This is a genomic window from Pseudomonas sp. S06B 330, assembly GCF_002845275.2.
GTDB lineage: Bacteria > Pseudomonadota > Gammaproteobacteria > Pseudomonadales > Pseudomonadaceae > Aquipseudomonas.
Map to the genome: position 1 here is coordinate 3760577 of NZ_CP088149.1, position 17343 is coordinate 3777919.

At 54.6% G+C, this 17343-nt stretch carries 16 protein-coding genes; 10 read left to right on the forward strand and 6 right to left on the reverse strand.

The genetic code is table 11. From position 1 onward, the window contains the following. Positions 1-3: 3 nt before the first annotated feature. On the reverse strand, positions 4-579 hold the full coding sequence (locus CX511_RS16705) for a hypothetical protein (RefSeq protein WP_045188298.1): 576 nt from the start codon (positions 577-579) through the stop codon (positions 4-6). A 180-nt stretch (positions 580-759) separates the two neighbouring features. On the opposite strand from CX511_RS16705, the gene CX511_RS16710 reads away from it, so the two are divergent. Next, the gene (locus tag CX511_RS16710) at positions 760-1992 is read left to right on the forward strand and encodes a M20/M25/M40 family metallo-hydrolase (RefSeq protein ID WP_101292168.1); all 1233 of its coding nucleotides are present in this window, start codon (positions 760-762) and stop codon (positions 1990-1992) included. A gap of 72 nt (positions 1993-2064) precedes the next feature. On the opposite strand, the gene CX511_RS16715 is transcribed toward CX511_RS16710, so the two are convergent. Both CX511_RS16715 and CX511_RS16720 read right to left on the reverse strand, forming a co-directional pair. Beyond that, positions 2065-2700: a class I SAM-dependent methyltransferase gene (locus tag CX511_RS16715; RefSeq protein WP_045188301.1), complete on the reverse strand. Its 636-nt coding sequence runs from the start codon at positions 2698-2700 to the stop codon at positions 2065-2067. A 133-nt stretch (positions 2701-2833) separates the two neighbouring features. Then, entirely contained in the window at positions 2834-3196 is a 363-nt protein-coding gene (locus tag CX511_RS16720) for a hypothetical protein (RefSeq protein WP_101292167.1), read from the reverse strand. Positions 3197-3547: 351 nt separating this feature from the next. On the opposite strand from CX511_RS16720, the gene CX511_RS16725 reads away from it, so the two are divergent. The 5 genes from CX511_RS16725 (at position 3548) to CX511_RS16745 (ending at position 10517) form a co-directional block, all read left to right on the forward strand. After that, positions 3548-5764 carry an LTA synthase family protein gene (locus tag CX511_RS16725; protein ID WP_101292166.1) on the forward strand — a complete coding sequence of 739 codons (2217 nt, stop codon included), beginning with the start codon at positions 3548-3550 and terminating at the stop codon, positions 5762-5764. Positions 5765-6011: 247 nt separating this feature from the next. Continuing rightward, positions 6012-6509 carry an RNA polymerase sigma factor gene (locus CX511_RS16730; protein WP_045188303.1) on the forward strand — a complete coding sequence of 166 codons (498 nt, stop codon included), beginning with the start codon at positions 6012-6014 and terminating at the stop codon, positions 6507-6509. Next, entirely contained in the window at positions 6506-7438 is a 933-nt protein-coding gene (locus tag CX511_RS16735; RefSeq protein ID WP_101292165.1) for a FecR family protein, read from the forward strand. Before CX511_RS16730 ends, CX511_RS16735 begins: the two co-directional genes overlap by 4 nt. Before the next feature lie 126 nt (positions 7439-7564). Continuing rightward, a complete protein-coding gene (locus CX511_RS16740; RefSeq protein ID WP_101292164.1) occupies positions 7565-9964 on the forward strand; it encodes a TonB-dependent siderophore receptor in 2400 nt (799 codons plus the stop codon). A gap of 298 nt (positions 9965-10262) precedes the next feature. Further along, positions 10263-10517 (forward strand): Pathogenicity locus, encoded by a 255-nt coding sequence (locus tag CX511_RS16745; protein WP_045188307.1) that lies wholly within the window; start codon positions 10263-10265, stop codon positions 10515-10517. A gap of 35 nt (positions 10518-10552) precedes the next feature. Here the strand turns inward: CX511_RS16745 and CX511_RS16750 are convergent, their stop codons facing one another. Then, positions 10553-10786: a hypothetical protein gene (locus CX511_RS16750; protein WP_045188309.1), complete on the reverse strand. Its 234-nt coding sequence runs from the start codon at positions 10784-10786 to the stop codon at positions 10553-10555. A gap of 229 nt (positions 10787-11015) precedes the next feature. After that, the gene (locus tag CX511_RS16755) at positions 11016-11267 is read right to left on the reverse strand and encodes a hypothetical protein (RefSeq protein WP_143527700.1); all 252 of its coding nucleotides are present in this window, start codon (positions 11265-11267) and stop codon (positions 11016-11018) included. Positions 11268-11641: 374 nt separating this feature from the next. Here CX511_RS16755 and CX511_RS16760 point away from each other — a divergent pair, with 374 nt between their 5' ends. After that, complete coding sequence (locus CX511_RS16760) at positions 11642-12070, forward strand: hypothetical protein (protein WP_101292163.1); 429 nt, start codon at positions 11642-11644, stop codon at positions 12068-12070. A gap of 175 nt (positions 12071-12245) precedes the next feature. Here the strand turns inward: CX511_RS16760 and CX511_RS16765 are convergent, their stop codons facing one another. Next, positions 12246-12659 carry a hypothetical protein gene (locus CX511_RS16765; protein ID WP_101292162.1) on the reverse strand — a complete coding sequence of 138 codons (414 nt, stop codon included), beginning with the start codon at positions 12657-12659 and terminating at the stop codon, positions 12246-12248. A gap of 969 nt (positions 12660-13628) precedes the next feature. On the opposite strand from CX511_RS16765, the gene CX511_RS16770 reads away from it, so the two are divergent. From CX511_RS16770 to CX511_RS16780, 3 genes are all read left to right on the forward strand, one after another. Beyond that, the gene (locus CX511_RS16770) at positions 13629-13895 is read left to right on the forward strand and encodes a hypothetical protein (protein ID WP_101292161.1); all 267 of its coding nucleotides are present in this window, start codon (positions 13629-13631) and stop codon (positions 13893-13895) included. 479 nt (positions 13896-14374) lie between these two features. Continuing rightward, positions 14375-15253 carry a hypothetical protein gene (locus CX511_RS16775; RefSeq protein ID WP_101292160.1) on the forward strand — a complete coding sequence of 293 codons (879 nt, stop codon included), beginning with the start codon at positions 14375-14377 and terminating at the stop codon, positions 15251-15253. 536 nt (positions 15254-15789) lie between these two features. Beyond that, positions 15790-17295 carry an ApeA N-terminal domain 1-containing protein gene (locus CX511_RS16780; protein ID WP_101292159.1) on the forward strand — a complete coding sequence of 502 codons (1506 nt, stop codon included), beginning with the start codon at positions 15790-15792 and terminating at the stop codon, positions 17293-17295. The last annotated feature ends 48 nt before the right edge of the window (positions 17296-17343 follow it).

Consider the following 17343-nt stretch of genomic DNA (forward strand, 5'->3'; position numbering starts at 1 on the left):
CGATCACTGCCGATCTCGCCAACGATCCGAATCGTAGACAAAAGAATCACCCAGGATGCTGTCATAGCGGACCAGCAGGCGTAATCGCGCCTTGGCTACGGCCATGATGGCTGCCGGCTCATGGTTTTCGAGCAGCACGGTAGAGGTAATGAATTTCTTACCCGGCGGAATGAATTCACCGACGATAAACAGCTCAGCGTGCTGCTCATAAGGGATATCCCCGAGCAACAGTCTGCTGGCTTCCTCCAACAAATCCGGCCCCTCGCCCAGCATTTGCTCGCCATCCACCCAGAGGCTGACCTCGCGAATGATCGCCGGCCCCAGGCCATTGTTCTCCAGGGTGTAACTATAGGTTTTGGCTTTCACATCGGTGCTGTTCCACGCCGATAGATGGGGCGTAGCCATGCGCCGATTGTGCAACTCGTGCATTTTTATTTGCCTGGCACTAAAGCGCACGGCAATGCAGGCGACGAACACCGAAGCAAACGCCGCCAAGGCCGTCAACAGCGTTGACACCTGAGACCACCAGCCTTCCTGGGCCGCTACGACGTACACCACATAATCCTGAAGAGGTTCCATGCGGTTTATCCCAGCGAATTTGCGGGGCGCCAATGCATCCCTCGTCGCTAGTCAGCAGCATAGCAATGCGCAAGTGGCAACGAAGGGTCTACGCTCAATACCTGTCCATTCACCTTTATGAGTGAGCGTCTGTGCCTGCAGCGACAGGCAAAATCCCTATCATGGATCGAGGTCCCCCCTATGCCGTTGTCCCGCTTCCCCTTGTCTACAGCCCTTGCCCTGTCTCTTACCTGTCTTACCACCCATGCCGCCGAACCCTCGGCCGACGTGCTACTCAAGCAAGCACAAGCCGAGCGCCCAGGGTATCTGGAGACCTTAAAGACCCTGGTTGCAGTTGATACCGGCACCGGCACCGAACAAGGCCTGAATGAAATCAGCGCGCTGCTGGTCAAGCGTCTGCAAGCGTTGGGCGCCACGGTTCAGACCAGCCCGGCAACACCCTCTGTGGGCGACAACATCGTCGGCACCTTCAAAGGCAGCGGTAGCAAGCATTTTTTGTTGATGGTGCATTACGACACCGTTTTCGGCCCCGGCACCGTCGCCAAGCGCCCGTTTCGCACCGAGGGCGAACGCGCCTACGGGCCCGGTGTTGCCGACGCCAAGGGCGGCGTAGCCATGATCCTGCATGCAGTCAAGCTGCTCCAGGAGCAACAGTTCAAAGGTTATGACACCCTTACCGTGCTGTTTAACCCGGACGAGGAAATGGGCTCAGCCGGCTCCAAAACCATCATCAGCGAACTGGCCCGCAAACATGACTACGTGTTCTCCTACGAGCCGCCGGACAAGGATGCCGTGACTGTCGCCACCAACGGCATCAACCGCTTGAACCTGGAGGTCAAGGGCCGTTCCTCCCACGCAGGTTCCGCCCCGGAACAAGGGCGCAACGCTCTGACGGAAGTGGCCCATCAGATCGTCCAGCTCAAAGACCTGGGTGACCCAAGCAAAGGCACCACGGTGAACTGGACGTTGGCCAAAGCTGGCGAGAAAGCCAACATCATCCCTGCCCTGGCCACGGCTGAAGCCGACATGCGCTACTCGGATCTGCGTGAAACCGAGCGGGTGCTGGCTGACGCCAAACGCATTGCTGAGAAAAAGCTGATTGCCGACACCGAAACCACTGTCACGCTGCAGAAAGGTCGGCCACCGTTGGCTAAAAATGAGGGTTCAGAACAACTGGCGAAAACAGCGCAGCAGCTGTATAGCGAGATCGGCATGAAGATTGAGCCGATTGCCATGCGTTTTGGTACCGACGCCGGTTACGCCTATGTACCGGGCAGCGCCAAGCCGGCAGTGTTGGAAACGATGGGCGTGGTGGGTGCGGGGCTGCATGCTGATGACGAGTACATTGAGCTGGGTAGCGTTGCGCCGCGCTTGTATTTGACGGTGGCGATGATTATGGCGTTGTCGAAGTAATAGTTACCCGCCGCATGATCGCGCAAGGATGGGGCATGGTCCTTGCGCAACGGGGTATCAGTGGAGACGACGCTAGGCGCCCGCTATTGGCTTCTTTGCAATAAAGTCAAAACGGTGCCAATGCTTGAAACCGTGCATGCACGGACCGTCCTCTTCATACACCTGGAACAGATGCAGATCCAAATCCTGGAACAACGCACGGGCTTGCGCTTGGGAATGGAAATTCATGAATATTCTGTCAGCCCAATCATCTCTGTCACCGAACAGGTTCCCGGCAAAAACGCCGCCCGGCTCCAGCGCCGAGAGAATGTTCGACCAGACGTCTGTGAAATGCTCGGGATGACAGAAAGGTAAAGCCATACCGGCAAAAATCAGCGATGACGAAGGCAAGGGATACAGATATTCAAACGCCTGCGTCACTGCGTGCAATTGACCTGCTGGGAACTCTCGACCAATTGCCTTTACCAGATTGATTGCATTCTCCTCGCGATCAATCGCGAGCACGTTCCATCCCGACTCAAGCAAAAACCTTGCGTCATTGCCACCACCGCAGCCGAGGTCCACTGCTTGCCGAAGTGGCGTATCCGTTTCAACAAGGTGTAAGGCAGATTGGAGCAGCGCTGAGGCTGGGCGGCCTTCATGATGGTCATAGTAGCTTTTCCAATTGGACGACCTGCCTGCGTTGTTGAATTCCGTTTCGCGGCTCATGACCGATTTATCAGATTTTATAAGGAATTGAATATTACCGCATGCGGTACTCGGTAGGAGAGGGATTGCCGATAATGCATGCATTGCGCAGCTGCACCAAAAAGCCCAGCGCGGGGCTGGGCTTTGGCGACGGCTAGGTGTTTGAACACATTAACGCAGCGTCAAGCAGCCGTCCCTTGTCATACCAGGCATCTCGTTGATAGGCAGAAAATTGATGCTGACTCCCTGCAGCGGAGACTTCAATCAGGCCTGTGGCTGTAGTGGGGTCTGTGCTATCAACAAAGAGTTTTAGCCCGTTATCTTCCTTTACCGTGTAAGTTTTTGAACTTCCTGGAAGCTCACTTTGCACACATGCAACATAATCCCTCGAACTCTTCGCGGTAGTACCAGCGGTGTAATCATCTCCCATACGGATATCTTGATTTTGTGCACATCCAGCCAGAAAAAGGCTGACAACAAACGCCAGGATCACTTCGTTGGACGTTGAACTCTTCATACGACATCCTCCGACTACCCCCGTTAAAAGCATTGGATTGCCTGGGATAAGACCGGCCATTTTTTGTAATAGCGTCCTACCGAGATCAAGAAACTCCACGTCCGTGAATTTTAGCTTTTGGCGTAGTCCGAAGGCATTCTCGTTCGCTATATTGATTACGCTTAATGGGCATTAAGCGGTCGGATAGCCTGCCCCTAATTGGAAGAAACGCCCCTCCTGTTCACCCATTCCTGCCAAACGTGTTCAATTTCGTAACAAAAACCACGCCGCTCCATACCTGCAAAATCCCTCGGCTATCCCGGATACTTTTCACAGAGCTGATACTATGAAGCACAGTTATGTGAAGTTTTGATGGCTAGAAGGACTTTTGTGAACGTCATCCGTCGCCTGTTACGGCACCCCATTTCGCGCCTTATCGCCCTGACCGGGCTGGTGCTGTTCATCCCTGTGTGCCTGCGCGTAGCGCTGGGGTGGTCGAACCCGCTCGGCTTTCTCTCCGACCTTGGGATTGCAAGCCTGCTGATCGTGCTCTTGCATAAACGTCCCTGGTGGCAATCACTGCCTGTTTTGCTGGCATGGGGCCTGATGACGCTGGCTACCGTCGAACTGGTCAGCGCAGTGGGCAGACTGCCAACGATTGCCGACCTGCACTACTTGGTTGACCCTCAGTTTCTGGAAAACTCCACTGGTGGCGGGTTCGCACAACCCTGGCTTGCCGTCACCTTGCTGCTCGGGCTGGTGATTTGGCTGGTAAGCCAGTGGATGGGACGGTCCACACCTGCACCTGGCTTGCCGCGAAGCGCATGGGCAGCGCCGCTGCTGCTCTTGATAACCCATTGGGGCATTCAACACCTGCAGCCTTCTGAGGCAGACCAGTGGGACGTATACAACCTACCCCATCAACTGCTGGCCGCGAGCGTTGGCGATGTGCAAATGCGCACAGAAGAATGGCTCGAGGGTGACACGGAAGAAGCCCCACCCGACATGGCTGGGCTCACCCAACTGGATCTTGATGGCCAGAAACTACTGGCGACACCGGGAAGCGCACGCAACGTGTTGATCATTGCCCTCGAAGGTATCCCAGGTGCCTATGTGGGGGTCAACCGCCAGGCTTTGCACAGCAGCTATCAAGAAAACCTCATGCCCAACCTCAGCCGCTGGGCTGAACGCGGCATGAACACGCCAGACTATGTACTGCATAGCCACCAAACCATTCGTGGCCTGTATGCCATGCTCTGCGGCGATTACGACAAGCTCGACAACGGCACGCCCAAAGGCGTCGAGATGCTGACCCAAAACGAACGCAACCAGGCCTGCCTGCCTGCCCAGTTACGCAAAAACGGGTTCTCGACACACTACCTGCAGGGTGCTGGTCTGCGCTTTATGGCCAAAGACAAAATCATGCCGCACATCGGCTTCGATACCACCCTCGGGCTGGAATGGTTCACCAATAAAAACTATCTGGAGTTCCCTTGGGGCAAAGATGACAAAGCGTTTTTTGAAGGCGCTTTGGACTACGTCGGCCAGTTGAAAAAACAGAAGCAGCCCTGGATGCTGACCCTACTCACCGTTGGTACTCACCAACCTTACTCGGCCCCGGACGATTACCTGCAACGCTATGAAACCCCCAAGCAGGCGGCCGTTGCTTATCTGGATGATGCTCTTGGTGAATTTCTCAACGGACTGGAACGTAATGGCACCTTGAAAGACACCTTGGTGGTCATCACCTCGGATGAGTCCCACGGCATTGATGGCGTGCGCTTGGCCTCCTCCTGGGGCTTCAACCTGACGCTTTCCCCCGAACAAAGTCAGTTACCCCATGTGAAGTCCGGCGTTTACGGGCATGTCGACTTGAGCACTTCGATACTCGACTATTTCGGCTTGCCTGTCCCCTCCGCGTTGAGCGGTCGCTCGCTATTTCGCGACTATCAAACAGGCCGCGAAATCATGTCGTACACCAACGGCAAGCTTCGTTATCACAATGGCCGTGGCACCTTGACGGAGTGTGACTTCCAACAGCGCTGCCGGAATTACGCGAGCGAGGGGTTCATCTCCGAACAGGTCACCTTGACGGAGCGGTACCGTGGCAAACGTGCTCGACAGACCTTGGCAAAAGCTACAGCGCTGAATCATTCGTTGCTTCGCACGCCACTGAATCAGCATTACCAGTTCGGCAGCCCGGCGATCATCCCGCTGCAAGCGCAGATCAAGGATGACTGGGCCGACAACCTTATCGGTGCCCAGTACCTGGAAATGCCCAAAGGCTCCCATACTCGGGTGCGCATGACCGTACGCTCAGTAGATCCACAACAGAAAGCCTACATCCTGCTCAAGGCCAAGGAGCTGGAGCAGGATGTACCGTTGGGCCTGCCGGAAGAAATGGTAGTGACAGCTGATCAGCCGCTGCAGATGGATTTCAGTTTTGATAACCCAGAGCCGCGCAAGGCCTTCTCTTTCCACCTACTGGGCTATGGGCTCGGCGCTGTTGAGGTCAGTGATTTCAGTGTGATCACTGAGGAAGCAGGGCAATCAGAAAGCGTGGGCGAATTGCCCGAAGGTAGTAGTTGATTTTCCAGGATCGAACGAATCTAGATCGAAAAAACCTTAACAATCATAGCCTTGAAACCACCTCTTAGGGATTGAGCGCTCGGACAGTTGTCTCGTTTTGTCCGAGCGAAACATTAATAGCAATACTTCTTATTTACATATCACTGGCAAGTATTTAAGCTTTCCTGCGCGACTAGCCCGGTCGTATTACAGAGCAGCCGATCGTGCCGATTGCCCACGCCTTCCCGCCAATCCTCGGAGCCCGTCGTTGAACTGGCAGGACATCGACCTGCGCTGGGCGTACAGTGACCTGCTACTCAGCCTCAGTCGCCAGACCCGTTGCGTGCAGCTGGCCTATGACGTGCTGCATGACGCCCTATTGCGTTTCGCACTGGCCCGGCCCTCCCAGCCGTTGACCCAGCCCAACGCCTACCTCAGGCAGGTCGCACAGTCGGTGTTGATTGACCATTTCCGCCGTAACGCCCGCCTGCAGCCACTGCCTGAGTACCATGAAGAAGCCGGCGATACGCATTTCGCCCCGTCCGCCGAGCATTTACTGGACATCCAGCAACGGCTGATCGCCCTACAACGCATTCTCGACTGCCTACCCCCGCGCTGCCGCGAAGTATTCTGGATGGCGCGCATCGAGGGCTGCACGCAAAACGAGATCGCCCAGCAGTTGGGGATCAGTCTGAACATGGTCGAACGCCACATGGCCCGTGCCCTGGTCGACCTGCGCAACGCACGCGAATTGCTCCGTTCATGAGTACACCCCGCGAACAGGCAGCATTGTGGTTTGCGCGCCTGTATAACGCCGCCGCCGACCATCCTGAACGCGCGCAGTTCGAGGCTTGGCTGGCCGCCGACCCACGCCACGCGGCCGAATACCATGAGTTCGCTGAACTGTGGGGCGACTTCGCCTGCACTCAACGCACCGAAGCGCTGGCCCAGTCCATGGAGCAGAACCGTCAGCGGCAACGTCGTCGGCTGCTACAGGGCAGCGTGCTGGCGGTGTTGCTCGCGTTAGGTAGCGTGCTCGGCTGGCACGCCCACCGCTACGGCGCACTGGAACTCGATCTACAAACCGACATCGGCAAACGGCAGGTGCAACAGTTGCGTGACGGCACCGAACTGATGCTCGATGCTGATACCCACCTGCACGTGCACTATGCCCCCCACTTGCGCCAGGTTGAACTGCTGCGCGGCGAGGCCATCTTTTCCGTTGCGCGACAGCCCGAACGCCCCTTCGTCATCGACAGTGGTTTGGCACGGATTCGCGTGCTCGGCACCCGCTTCGTGATCAACCGTCTGCCAGATCGACTGCGGATCAGCGTCGATCATGGCGTGGTGCAGGTCGACAGCCTTGCCAAACCCGGCGAAAGCCAGGTATTGGAGGCCGGCCAGGTCGCCGAGGTGAGCGCCGACGGGCGCGTGCAACGCCTGCCCCGCGCCGCCAGCGACGCCTTCACCTTTGAGAACGACCGCTTGGTATTCGAGCAAGCCGACCTCGCAGAAGTCGCCGCCAGCCTGTCACGTTACCGTCAGACCCCTGTTCGGGCCGCCCCTGGCAAAGGTCCTCGAATCAGCGCAGTGGTGCAGCTCAGCGACGTCGAAGGCTTCCTCCAGTCGCTTCCGCGGGTCGTGCCTGTGCGTCTGCATAACGAAGCGGGCACTACCCTCCTGCAGCCCCGCTAGGCCCAAGCATCCAGCAACGGCATTACCGCTCGTCGGCATCGCAAATAATTCGCAATCACAACATCAGGGTAAGCCTCCCTCCGCGCGTTATTGCTACAGCTATCAAACACAAGAAGGATTATCTGCATGCCGATGCAATCGACCCTGCGTGCCCTCTCGGCCGCGGTGGCCATGACGCTGGCCACACACGCCCTGGCCGCGCCCATCGATCTCGACCTGCCAGCACAGCCGCTGGCGACCTCACTGCGTCAGCTCGGCGAAGTGGCTGGCCTGACCATCGCCGTCGACAGTAGCCTCGTCCAAGGCCGCCAGGCCCCGGCCGTCAGCGGCCAGCTGGACGTGTACAACGCACTCACACTGCTGCTCGCCGGCAGTGGGCTGAGCTATCAGCAGAGCGGCAACACCCTGATCGTCAGTCAGCCCAGCGGGAATGCCCTGGAGCTCGGCGCCACCAGCATCAACGGCTCCGCCCTCGGCGCCACCACCGAGGGCACCGGCTCCTACACCAGCGGCTCGACCGCCACCGCGACCAAACTACCGCTGTCGATCCGCGAAACACCCCAGGCGGTCAGCGTGATGACCCGCCAGCGCATGGAAGACCAGAACCTTACTCAGTTGCTCGACGTGATCAAGCAATCACCCGGTTTGAGCGTCAACCAGGGTGGCAACGCCGGTTCGGATTCCAGCCAGATTTACTCGCGCGGGTTTGAGGTGGAGAACTATCAGGTCGATGGCCTGCAGCGCCTGGATAGCAATTACAAATCCGTGGCTCAGAGCAACGACATGATTCTCTACGACCGCGTCGAGATCATCCGCGGTGCCACCGGCCTGACCAATGGCGTGGGCACCCCCGGGGCCACGGTGAACTTGATCCGCAAGCGCCCGACCGCCGACTTCCAAAGCAGCGTCTCGGCCGCTACCGGCTCGTGGGACTACCAGCGTAGCGAGTTCGATGCCAGCGGCCCGTTGAACGACAGCGGCACCCTGCGTGGTCGGGTGGTCGGTGCCTATCAAGACAATGAGTCGTACATCGATCGTTTCAACGAACGCAAGAAGGTGTTCTACGGCATCCTTGAGGCCGACCTGACACCCGACACGTTGCTGACTTTCGGCATGGACTCGCAGTCCCACGAGGCCGACGACCATGCCCGCAGCGGTCGGCCTCTGTTCAACAGCGACGGTTCACGGGCCAAATGGTCTCGCTCGGATTCGGCGGCCGCCAGTTGGGCCTACTCCGACCGCCACTTCACCACCGCGTTCGCGACCCTTGAGCACAACCTCACCGAACGCTGGAAAACCAAGCTGACCCTGAACCGGGACCGCTACGAATATGACGAGGTGCTCGGCTACGCCGCCGGTGGCAACCCCGATCCGGCAACCGGGGCCGGTGTCAATCTGTGGGCGGGGCGCTGGGCTGCCAAGCCTGTGCAAACGAGCATTGACCTGAACATCGCGGGGAGCTTCGACCTGTGGGGCCTCGAACACGATGCCGTGCTGGGCTATACCCGCCAGCACACGGAGTACCGCACCGACGGCTATCCGCTGTGGTGGTTCGATGGCTGGAGCAACGCCATTCCGAACATCTACACCTGGAACGGCGACACCCCGGGCAAACCACCGTTGCCAGCTACCAGCCGCATCGACTATCAGGAAGATCAGTCTGCGACCTATGGCAGCACGCGCCTGCGCCTGAGCAACGATCTGTCGCTCATCCTAGGCGCCCGCGTCAACGACTGGAAGAACACCGTCAAGACCGACTACTACGACCAGACGCCAGACACCGACGAGCGCCGCCAGGAAACCGGTGTGGTCACGCCATTTGCCGGCGTGGTCTATGACCTCGACCAGCACTGGTCGGTGTATGCCAGCTATACCAGCATCTTCAAACCGCAGAGCAACAAGGACATCAGCGGCAAATACATCGACCCGCTTGAAGGTGACGGTTACGAGGTAGGCAGCAAGGCCGCTTTCTTCGATGACCGGCTGAACCTAGGCTTGGCACTGTACGAAATCAAGCAGGACAACCTGGCAGTCCTCATCCAGCCGAATGTTCCGGTCCCCGGCGGTGGCTTCGCCTACCGCGCCGAGTCCGGCACCAAGACCCGCGGATTCGAACTGGAAGTCAGCGGGGAACTGGCCCCAGACTGGCAGGCCAGCGCCAGCTTCAGTCGGAACATTGTGCAGAACGCCGATGGCAATAAGCTCAACACCAACGTTCCGCAGAACACCTTCAAGCTGTTCAGCACCTATACCCTGCGCAGCATCGGCAACGGCCTGACCCTAGGCGGCGGAGTGAACTGGCAGAGCCAGATCTACAGTAACAACCAGGGCCCGAACCGCGTGCGCTTCACTCAGGACGACTACGCGGTGGTCGATCTGATGGCACGCTATCCGATCACCCGCCAGTTGAGCGCCACCCTCAACGTCAACAACCTGTTCGACGAGGAGTATTACACCAGCACGGCCGGGAGCAGCTACTACGGCACCCCGCGCAACACTACGCTCGGCCTGAAGTACGACTTCTAGGTCGTCGCGCAGTGGCTGGAGCGCTGTTCCACCCTTGATGATTCACAGCGTCGTCGCGCAATCGCAAAGGCTCATCTGCGGCGACGCTGGGAAGCTCCAGCGCCGACTTTGTTTTTACACAATCTCTCAGTTGAACAGCGCTGCTAGACCGTCGAGGTAGCGCCTTTGGGCAACAACCGACATAGCTGACCATGCTAATCCTAGCCCCTGCTCCCTGCGCGTTTGGCTGCGCTGTTGAGGCAATCACCAACATAGGGCAATCTTCCAAACACTCATGGATCAGAAAAGGAGTTCCCGGATGCCATTTCCACCTCACGAGCGGACTGCACTGCTTGCGCTCAAAGGCGTAGGCCCAACCGTCATTACCCGGCTTGAGCAGATGGGAATCGAATCGCTGGCTGAGCTCGGTAAATCGGATGTCAGCGACATCTTGGCACAAGCATCAGCGGCGTTAGGCTCGACCTGCTGGAAGAACAGCCCTCAGGCTCGAGCCGCCATCACTGCAGCCGTCGACCTTGCGAAGATTTCAACTGCAACAGACCCTGCCCGGTAGGCTCGTTCACGTGCACAACTGAAAGGCCGACGCTCTTAGCGCTGGCCCTCATGCACCGTGACCCTCACGCCTGTAGCCACAATCTCGTACTCCGTCTCGGAAATCTTTTTCACGTCACCTCCAAATTGCATTTCGAAATGCTTCAGGCCCTCATGTCGCACCATGCCATGTGGCGAGCGCTCAACGGTCTCGTCCTGATAAATGTTAATCACGTACTCCAAGTTGTCCGTGCCAACCCCAACTATTTTTCCAACATATTTATCTGCCATGTCCGAACTCCTGGGTGAAGTCTCAAAGTAGCGGTTACCGACAGATCAATCCACTGCATTGAAACGTTCAGCTCACCCTGAGGTGGTCTGTGCATTCTCGGGCCCGGGCATTGAACGAACGGCAGCCAATAAAAACCCGGCTCAACGGCCGGGCCTTCACATCCAATTGGAGCGCAGTAGCAATCAATGCCATTGCTCACTCAAAAGAGCAGGATCATGGTGCAGTGGGCTAACGGTTACGCCGCTTGGGGGATGGTGCTCTGTCGTAACTGTATCTCTCTGCGTTTGAGGCGGCGAGGAAAGTAATACGGTTACTTTCCAGAGCCTTTTCATTCACGTCAGGCGTGTAGCCGAGGTTGTCGTCCTGCTCTTCTGATTGATGCAGTGATTGATGGCCTTTAGCACCTGATGAGAGCGCCTTCTCATCCTGTTTTTCAGTGCCTTGAGGAAGATTTCCATTTCCATTTTTTTTGCTGGTCATACATACCTCTCAATTGCCCAGAGTTTCTGAGCTGCTTGGAGTATGCGCGTCATACCTTTTAATAAGGCTTATACCGGACCACCGGTGCAATTACTTTTCTCAAACAAAAAATTCAGAACAATGACTGGGTTCATTCGCTTTTCGCCTAAAACGAAACTATTACGATGGACAGATCATGCCACCCGCCGCACGGCGCAATGGGCCCCCATCCGAGCCAGAAGCAGGCTGATAAACGATCGAGGCCGCCGCTCATCATCAGCCACTTTACAGCCTCTACAAGACGACAAATAAGGCAAAATGCCATCACCTGATGTAGGATTCTCCGCCGCTCGTCCCTGGCAGGGATCTGGATGAAAACAGCAAAGGAATTTGGGATGTACACCGTTCGACGTCTGACCGCAGCCATACTGATTGCGCTCACCACTGGATGTGCAAATGGGCTCAACTCGGCCCAAGAAGCGGAACTCGCCAGCTATCGCGCGAGGAATCTTTCGGCAGAAGAAAAGAGCCCTGGGCTTGCAGCAGGCCTGGGCTTTTTACCTGGAGGAGGTTCTTTCTATGGGCGCGCCTATGGCTACGGTGCAGTGAATCTCCTGCTCTGGCCAATCTCTATCTTTTGGGACCCGGTAAGCGGGTATAGCGCAGCAGAAAGCTTGAACTATCAAGCCAGCAAAGCGCATGTCAGCCGCCTCAAAAGACGCGAGCTCGATACACTTGATGATAGGCTGGCCATGGATGAAATCGACATCAAGCTGTACACGCTTGAAAAGCGCAAGGTTGAAGATAAGTACTCATACCATTAAGCGTTGATACTTTGCTTCGCTTGAATGAGCCCGCCGTTGAGCGGGCTTTTTTGTGGTCGACCAGAACGGTGCAGCTTCTTTTTCCCCTCGATACCTAGAGCCGCATGACATCGACTGCGACAGCAAGAACACGTATTACTTCAAGGTCCGCCGGGCCTGACTTTCTGGCGGCATCTCATCGCCCGCTTCGCTGACGAACTTGCGAGCGCCAGATCCTACGCTGTATCCAGCGGCAGATGATGTACTGCAGAGCGATCCAGCAAAGCAAAAATCCGAGTCTGCTATCCGGGTTATTTCCAGGGAGTTCATAGGCAAGAACAGCGCCCAGGAACATCAGACTCACCTGGAACAATGCACTGATCATCAGATCGACGAAACGATTAAGCCTGCACCAATGGTCGGGGATGAGATCCAGCGGCAGAGCGGCCATGGAAAGAATACCTAAAGGTATCGAGAACGCGATCAGTAAGGGCTTTGGGTACAGCACGAGACCGACAATCCATAACGTGAGCACACCGAGTCCGAAAATGCGAACATGCGTCAGTGTAATTCGCGCACGAAACTGCTCTAGTTTGCTTCGCAAGGCCATTACCACGCTCCCTGTTTGGTAAGCGGCGAAGCATATCACCCAGCTCAACGAATCACGCGGCTCCGGTGAGGACGCCAGGATGCTTCTCGGGCACGCCAAAGGTGACATCACGGAGCTTGTTTACCGGCGGATCGGAGCGGCAGGCAAGCCGGCCCCATAACGATAGTTTTAGGACGCGTCCGAAAATCTATCGCCTTTGAGTTGTTCCCAGCCGTGTTCCCAAGGCCCTCTTTTTCGGCCTCCAGAAACGCAAAAAACCCTGACTAACCAGGGCTTTGAAGATGGCGGAAGCGTAGAAATTCTAACTCTAGGATAGTTGCCCATCGACGGTTTTCAAGTCCACATAATATCCCCTTAAAAACAATAACATAGACAAATTTTTATTCCGCAAATCGCCTAAACTGTAGGAGCTGAAACCCTTACGGTGCAAGGGTCGAGTTTTCAGTTGCGGAACTGAATTTCGAGCCAATCATCGCAGCATGATCTCAGTGAAGAATCGGGGCCGAACCGCCAAGAGCGCGTTGCTGATATGCCTGGACAGCTTCAAACAATGCCTCTACCTCCTCCGCAGCGAGCCCCCCTTCGCTGCGTCATAGCGTCGCTTGGCGTCGAGGGCCTGAGCCATCAACTCCTCTCCCTGCACCATTTGCTCAAGCAACGTTTTCGCGTCCATCATCGCCATCCTTGCCGCCTAGAAAATCGAATCATTTCCAGCATAGATCACTGCCGATAGGCTCGATGATGGATTGTACCTACTCTGGGTACGCCCTAGTGTTTACTGAGCCTTTCCACTGACTATCGCTTTCGTGTACCAATTTTGTACCATTCCCTGCTTGTAAATCCTCCAAGGTGCTTCCCCGGGAGGGATCTGCCAGCCGTTCGTCAGCGCGTTCATTGAAATGCTGAGGGCTGGCCTCATCTACTCCATCCTTGGGCCCAAGTCGGTGCCCTTCGTGCCAGGAGGTTCGGGTGGACGAGGACGAGCTGTACGAGCAGGCCCTGGAGGCCGCACGCTCTGTAATGAAGCCGTGGGTTGAGCAGGAACTCCGGCCAATGGAGGAGTTTTCCAGCTGGGATCAAGACCAGGAAGCATGGCGGGATGACAGCGCGGTCATTGAGTTGAAGGCCGAGCTGATGGAGGAGTTCGGCGATCAATTTGATGAGGAACTTATCCAGCAAGTTGCGGACGAGTTGGAACGCGATTGCGAGTGGGGGCGCCCTGAGTTGGCAGACTAGTTACAACAAGGCCCGCATTGCGCGGGCCATTTTCATGCTCGGCTAGATACCGACCTTCGGGAACAGCGCCTTGGAATACACGTATTGATCCACCATCTCGGCATCGGTCAGCACCCGGTTCCATCGCGCTACCTGGTACAGCTCTGGATAAAGTCTGATGACGGATTGGACGAACTAGCCTCTATCCCATTAAAACAAAGGTTTACAGAGCAGCCATAATATCCCTGTACCAATTTTGTACCACCACACCCTACAAAAGCGGACTACTGCGATGAAAAAAACCGCTTGCATCAGAGTCACCTAACGGCCAATTACTACCTGCCGTAAAGGACTGGTGCCTACCCAAAACGGGCCCTCAGGTGCTCAGATTTGAGCCGATTTTGTTGAAATCACGGAGCTATAGTGAGCGGCACGAAGGGCTATGAAAACGGCTCAAAACTGGCGATGATGCCGTCTCCAGCTAGACAGGGAACTTTGGGATGACGGACCGATTTCTTCTTTACATAGATATTCTGGGCTTTACCGATATGGTGCGCAAAGAACCAAGGAAGGTAGCGCGCATCTATTCGATTCTAGATAGCCTGAATGTACACAAACATAACAACTTCAAGACCATCGTTTTCTCAGACACGGTCTTGGTCTACAACATTGAGCCGGCCTCCAATGACGCCAAGAGGGAATATCTAGTCTGGTACCTCACCGAGTTCGCCGAGGACTTACACCACCGGCTTACCGGTCAGGATATCTACTTCCGCGCGGCCCTCGTGGCCGGCGATTTCTCCCACTACGATTTGAAGCACGTAGAGTGTTTCTATGGCACTGCCTTGATCTCAGCATATCTGGCTGAAAAGGATATTCCGTCGCTTGGCTTGTTCATGGACCGCGAGTGCGCAAAGTACAACCAATATTTCTGCTTGGCACCGTTCAATGCTGACTACTCCTTCGTCTATCTCAACCGCTCATTGGAGCAGCTGAATAAACATACCGGTGGTCACTTTCCTGTTGAGAACTATCAGCTGCCTATGGGAGATATTGCCCTTTACGTCACATGGCAGGTTCGTTTCCTCCAAGATATATACAATCAGATGCGCAACCATCAAGTGCCGCATGTCCGCACTAAGTTCTTGGCGGCTTGGGACTTCTACAAGCAGCGCTACCCCGAGATGCTGGGAGTACTGGAGGAAAACGATTTTTCCGCGCGCTCGTTGGGACGTGCATCTGACTGGGATGATTTGGACAATTACATGAAACGGGATATCAACTACTTCAAACGAATCGGCAGCGGCACGAAACTGTCTAAAGCCATCACCAGCCCTAACAGGTTCAATCTAAAATTTTCAAAAAGCTTCAAGGGTTAGTAGCCATGATGACTGGGGTTGTGGCCGATAGGCAAAGCGAAGGACAGATATTCGCCTAGTGGTGCTGACCGGCTGCATTGGGTCTGAAGCGGGCCATCCCACAGCACCCCCTTGCCTCATCTCCTCGTACCAGAATCGAGAATTTGCAGTGACCAAGCTACATGTGAAGAATTGAACATGCTTTCCTTAAGGCCCAATAATGGTCGAGACTTCAGCGCATATCGATAGCGCTCGTACCATTTTTGTACCTACCATCTCATCCTCGCACAGCAGCCAGTGCCTTCAGCAAGAAACAGACACCGCCCAAGAGCACTTTGCCATCCCCACAAAGCCGTGTTAGATGTATAGGCATGGCTGTCCCTTACATGGACTGCTTCGACATATAGCTGACTGAATCCCATGCGACCTGCTTGGTAAATTTGATCACCAATAGCATGGCACAGATAGGGTTCGAAATCCTTCTTACTTGGCCGGAGGACGCTTCGCTAGTATTTCAGAGATAACCTAAAGCTCTCCCACTTTCTTAGGAATTCCAAATGGACACCAACCCAAAAGAAATAAATGGATTCTTCAAGATCTATGATCAAGAAGTTTTTGGCACAATCCAGCTTGATGGTGAAGATACGTTAGTTACGTTAAAAAGCAAATCCACCATCCCCTCCCTCAACGAACTTAACTACTTAACTGGCATAGGCTTCGACCATAAAATCATTTCATGCTTAGATTGTATCGATGCAGGATTTCAAGAAAACTATCATCATGGAGGAACTGAGTTCACCGCTTCTACTTTCCCTCATTACGTATCTGTTGGGGACGCAAATCTCAGCACCACAGAAAACACTATAACCGAGATCTGCTTTACAACAAACGACCTCCCAACCTTATTCAATGACCGCAGCGCATTTGGACATTTATTTAGCAACAAAGACCAGTTAAATAAACTCTTAACCCAAAACCAAGAAACAATCAAAAAGCATTTTAGCCTTAATTACAAATTTGAGCCGCCAGAAATATCAGAGACCCCACACATTTTCTACTGGACGGGGAAATTAGACATTTTCAAATGCGACACTAACATTGCCTCTCTGAAGATAGCCCACAGCCCCAGCTTTTCTGTTGACGGTAAATCAGGAATAACTTGCGACAACAATATAATTGCATACTTAAATTTTGACAGCCCAATTAATTTTCAAAAAGCCATTGACAGCATTTCGACTTTCAATAGATTCTTTTCCATCGTCGCAGGACGCACTCAAAAAGCCAGCAATATAAAAATAAAGAAAAATGATGCATTACCAGAAAGCTACATAGACATATATTGCAGCTACAACCCCACAACTCCCACCTTCCCCCTTCAAAATGCCAACGACACCCCTCTAAACCCAATTCACAGACCAGATGAGTTTTCCGCTGTTCTACAAGAATGGATCATTAGGGAGCCAGAATGGCGTACTGGGCGAACTCAATATTTAAATGGTTTAAACAAAAGCCGCTCTTATGATACCGACAGGCTTGTTTCTGCGGCCAACGCCTTTGATATATTACCTTCAAAAGCCACCGTACCTGACATAGAAATATCTACGGAATATGAAATCGCGCGCAATGAATGCATTAAAATTCTAGAAGGTCTACCGATATCTGATGACAGAGCCGCGGCTATCGGAGTGATGAAGAGATGGGGAAGAGCCAATCTTCGAAGCAAGGTTCTCCATAGGGCAAAAATCGTAAAAAGCCATATAACAGAAATCATGGACGGAATCGATCGAGTATTAATCCTAGCAATAAAAACCCGAAACTACTTCGTCCACGGCAGCGATGATTTCAACTACAAAAAATATGAACAATTTTTACCTCTATTCACAGATGCCCTTGAGTTTGTTTTTTCTGCTTCAGACATGATTGAGTGCGGCTGGATGCCTGACGCGTGGATTAAAACTCGCCCCTCATACTCCCACAACTACTCCTACTTCATAAGATCATTTAAAGACGAAATAAACCAACTAAAACTTGTAGAGGGCGAGACTAAACACTGGCCCACTTAAACTGCCAAAAATTTTCTGAGGCACGCACCATATAGGTTGCTACGGAGT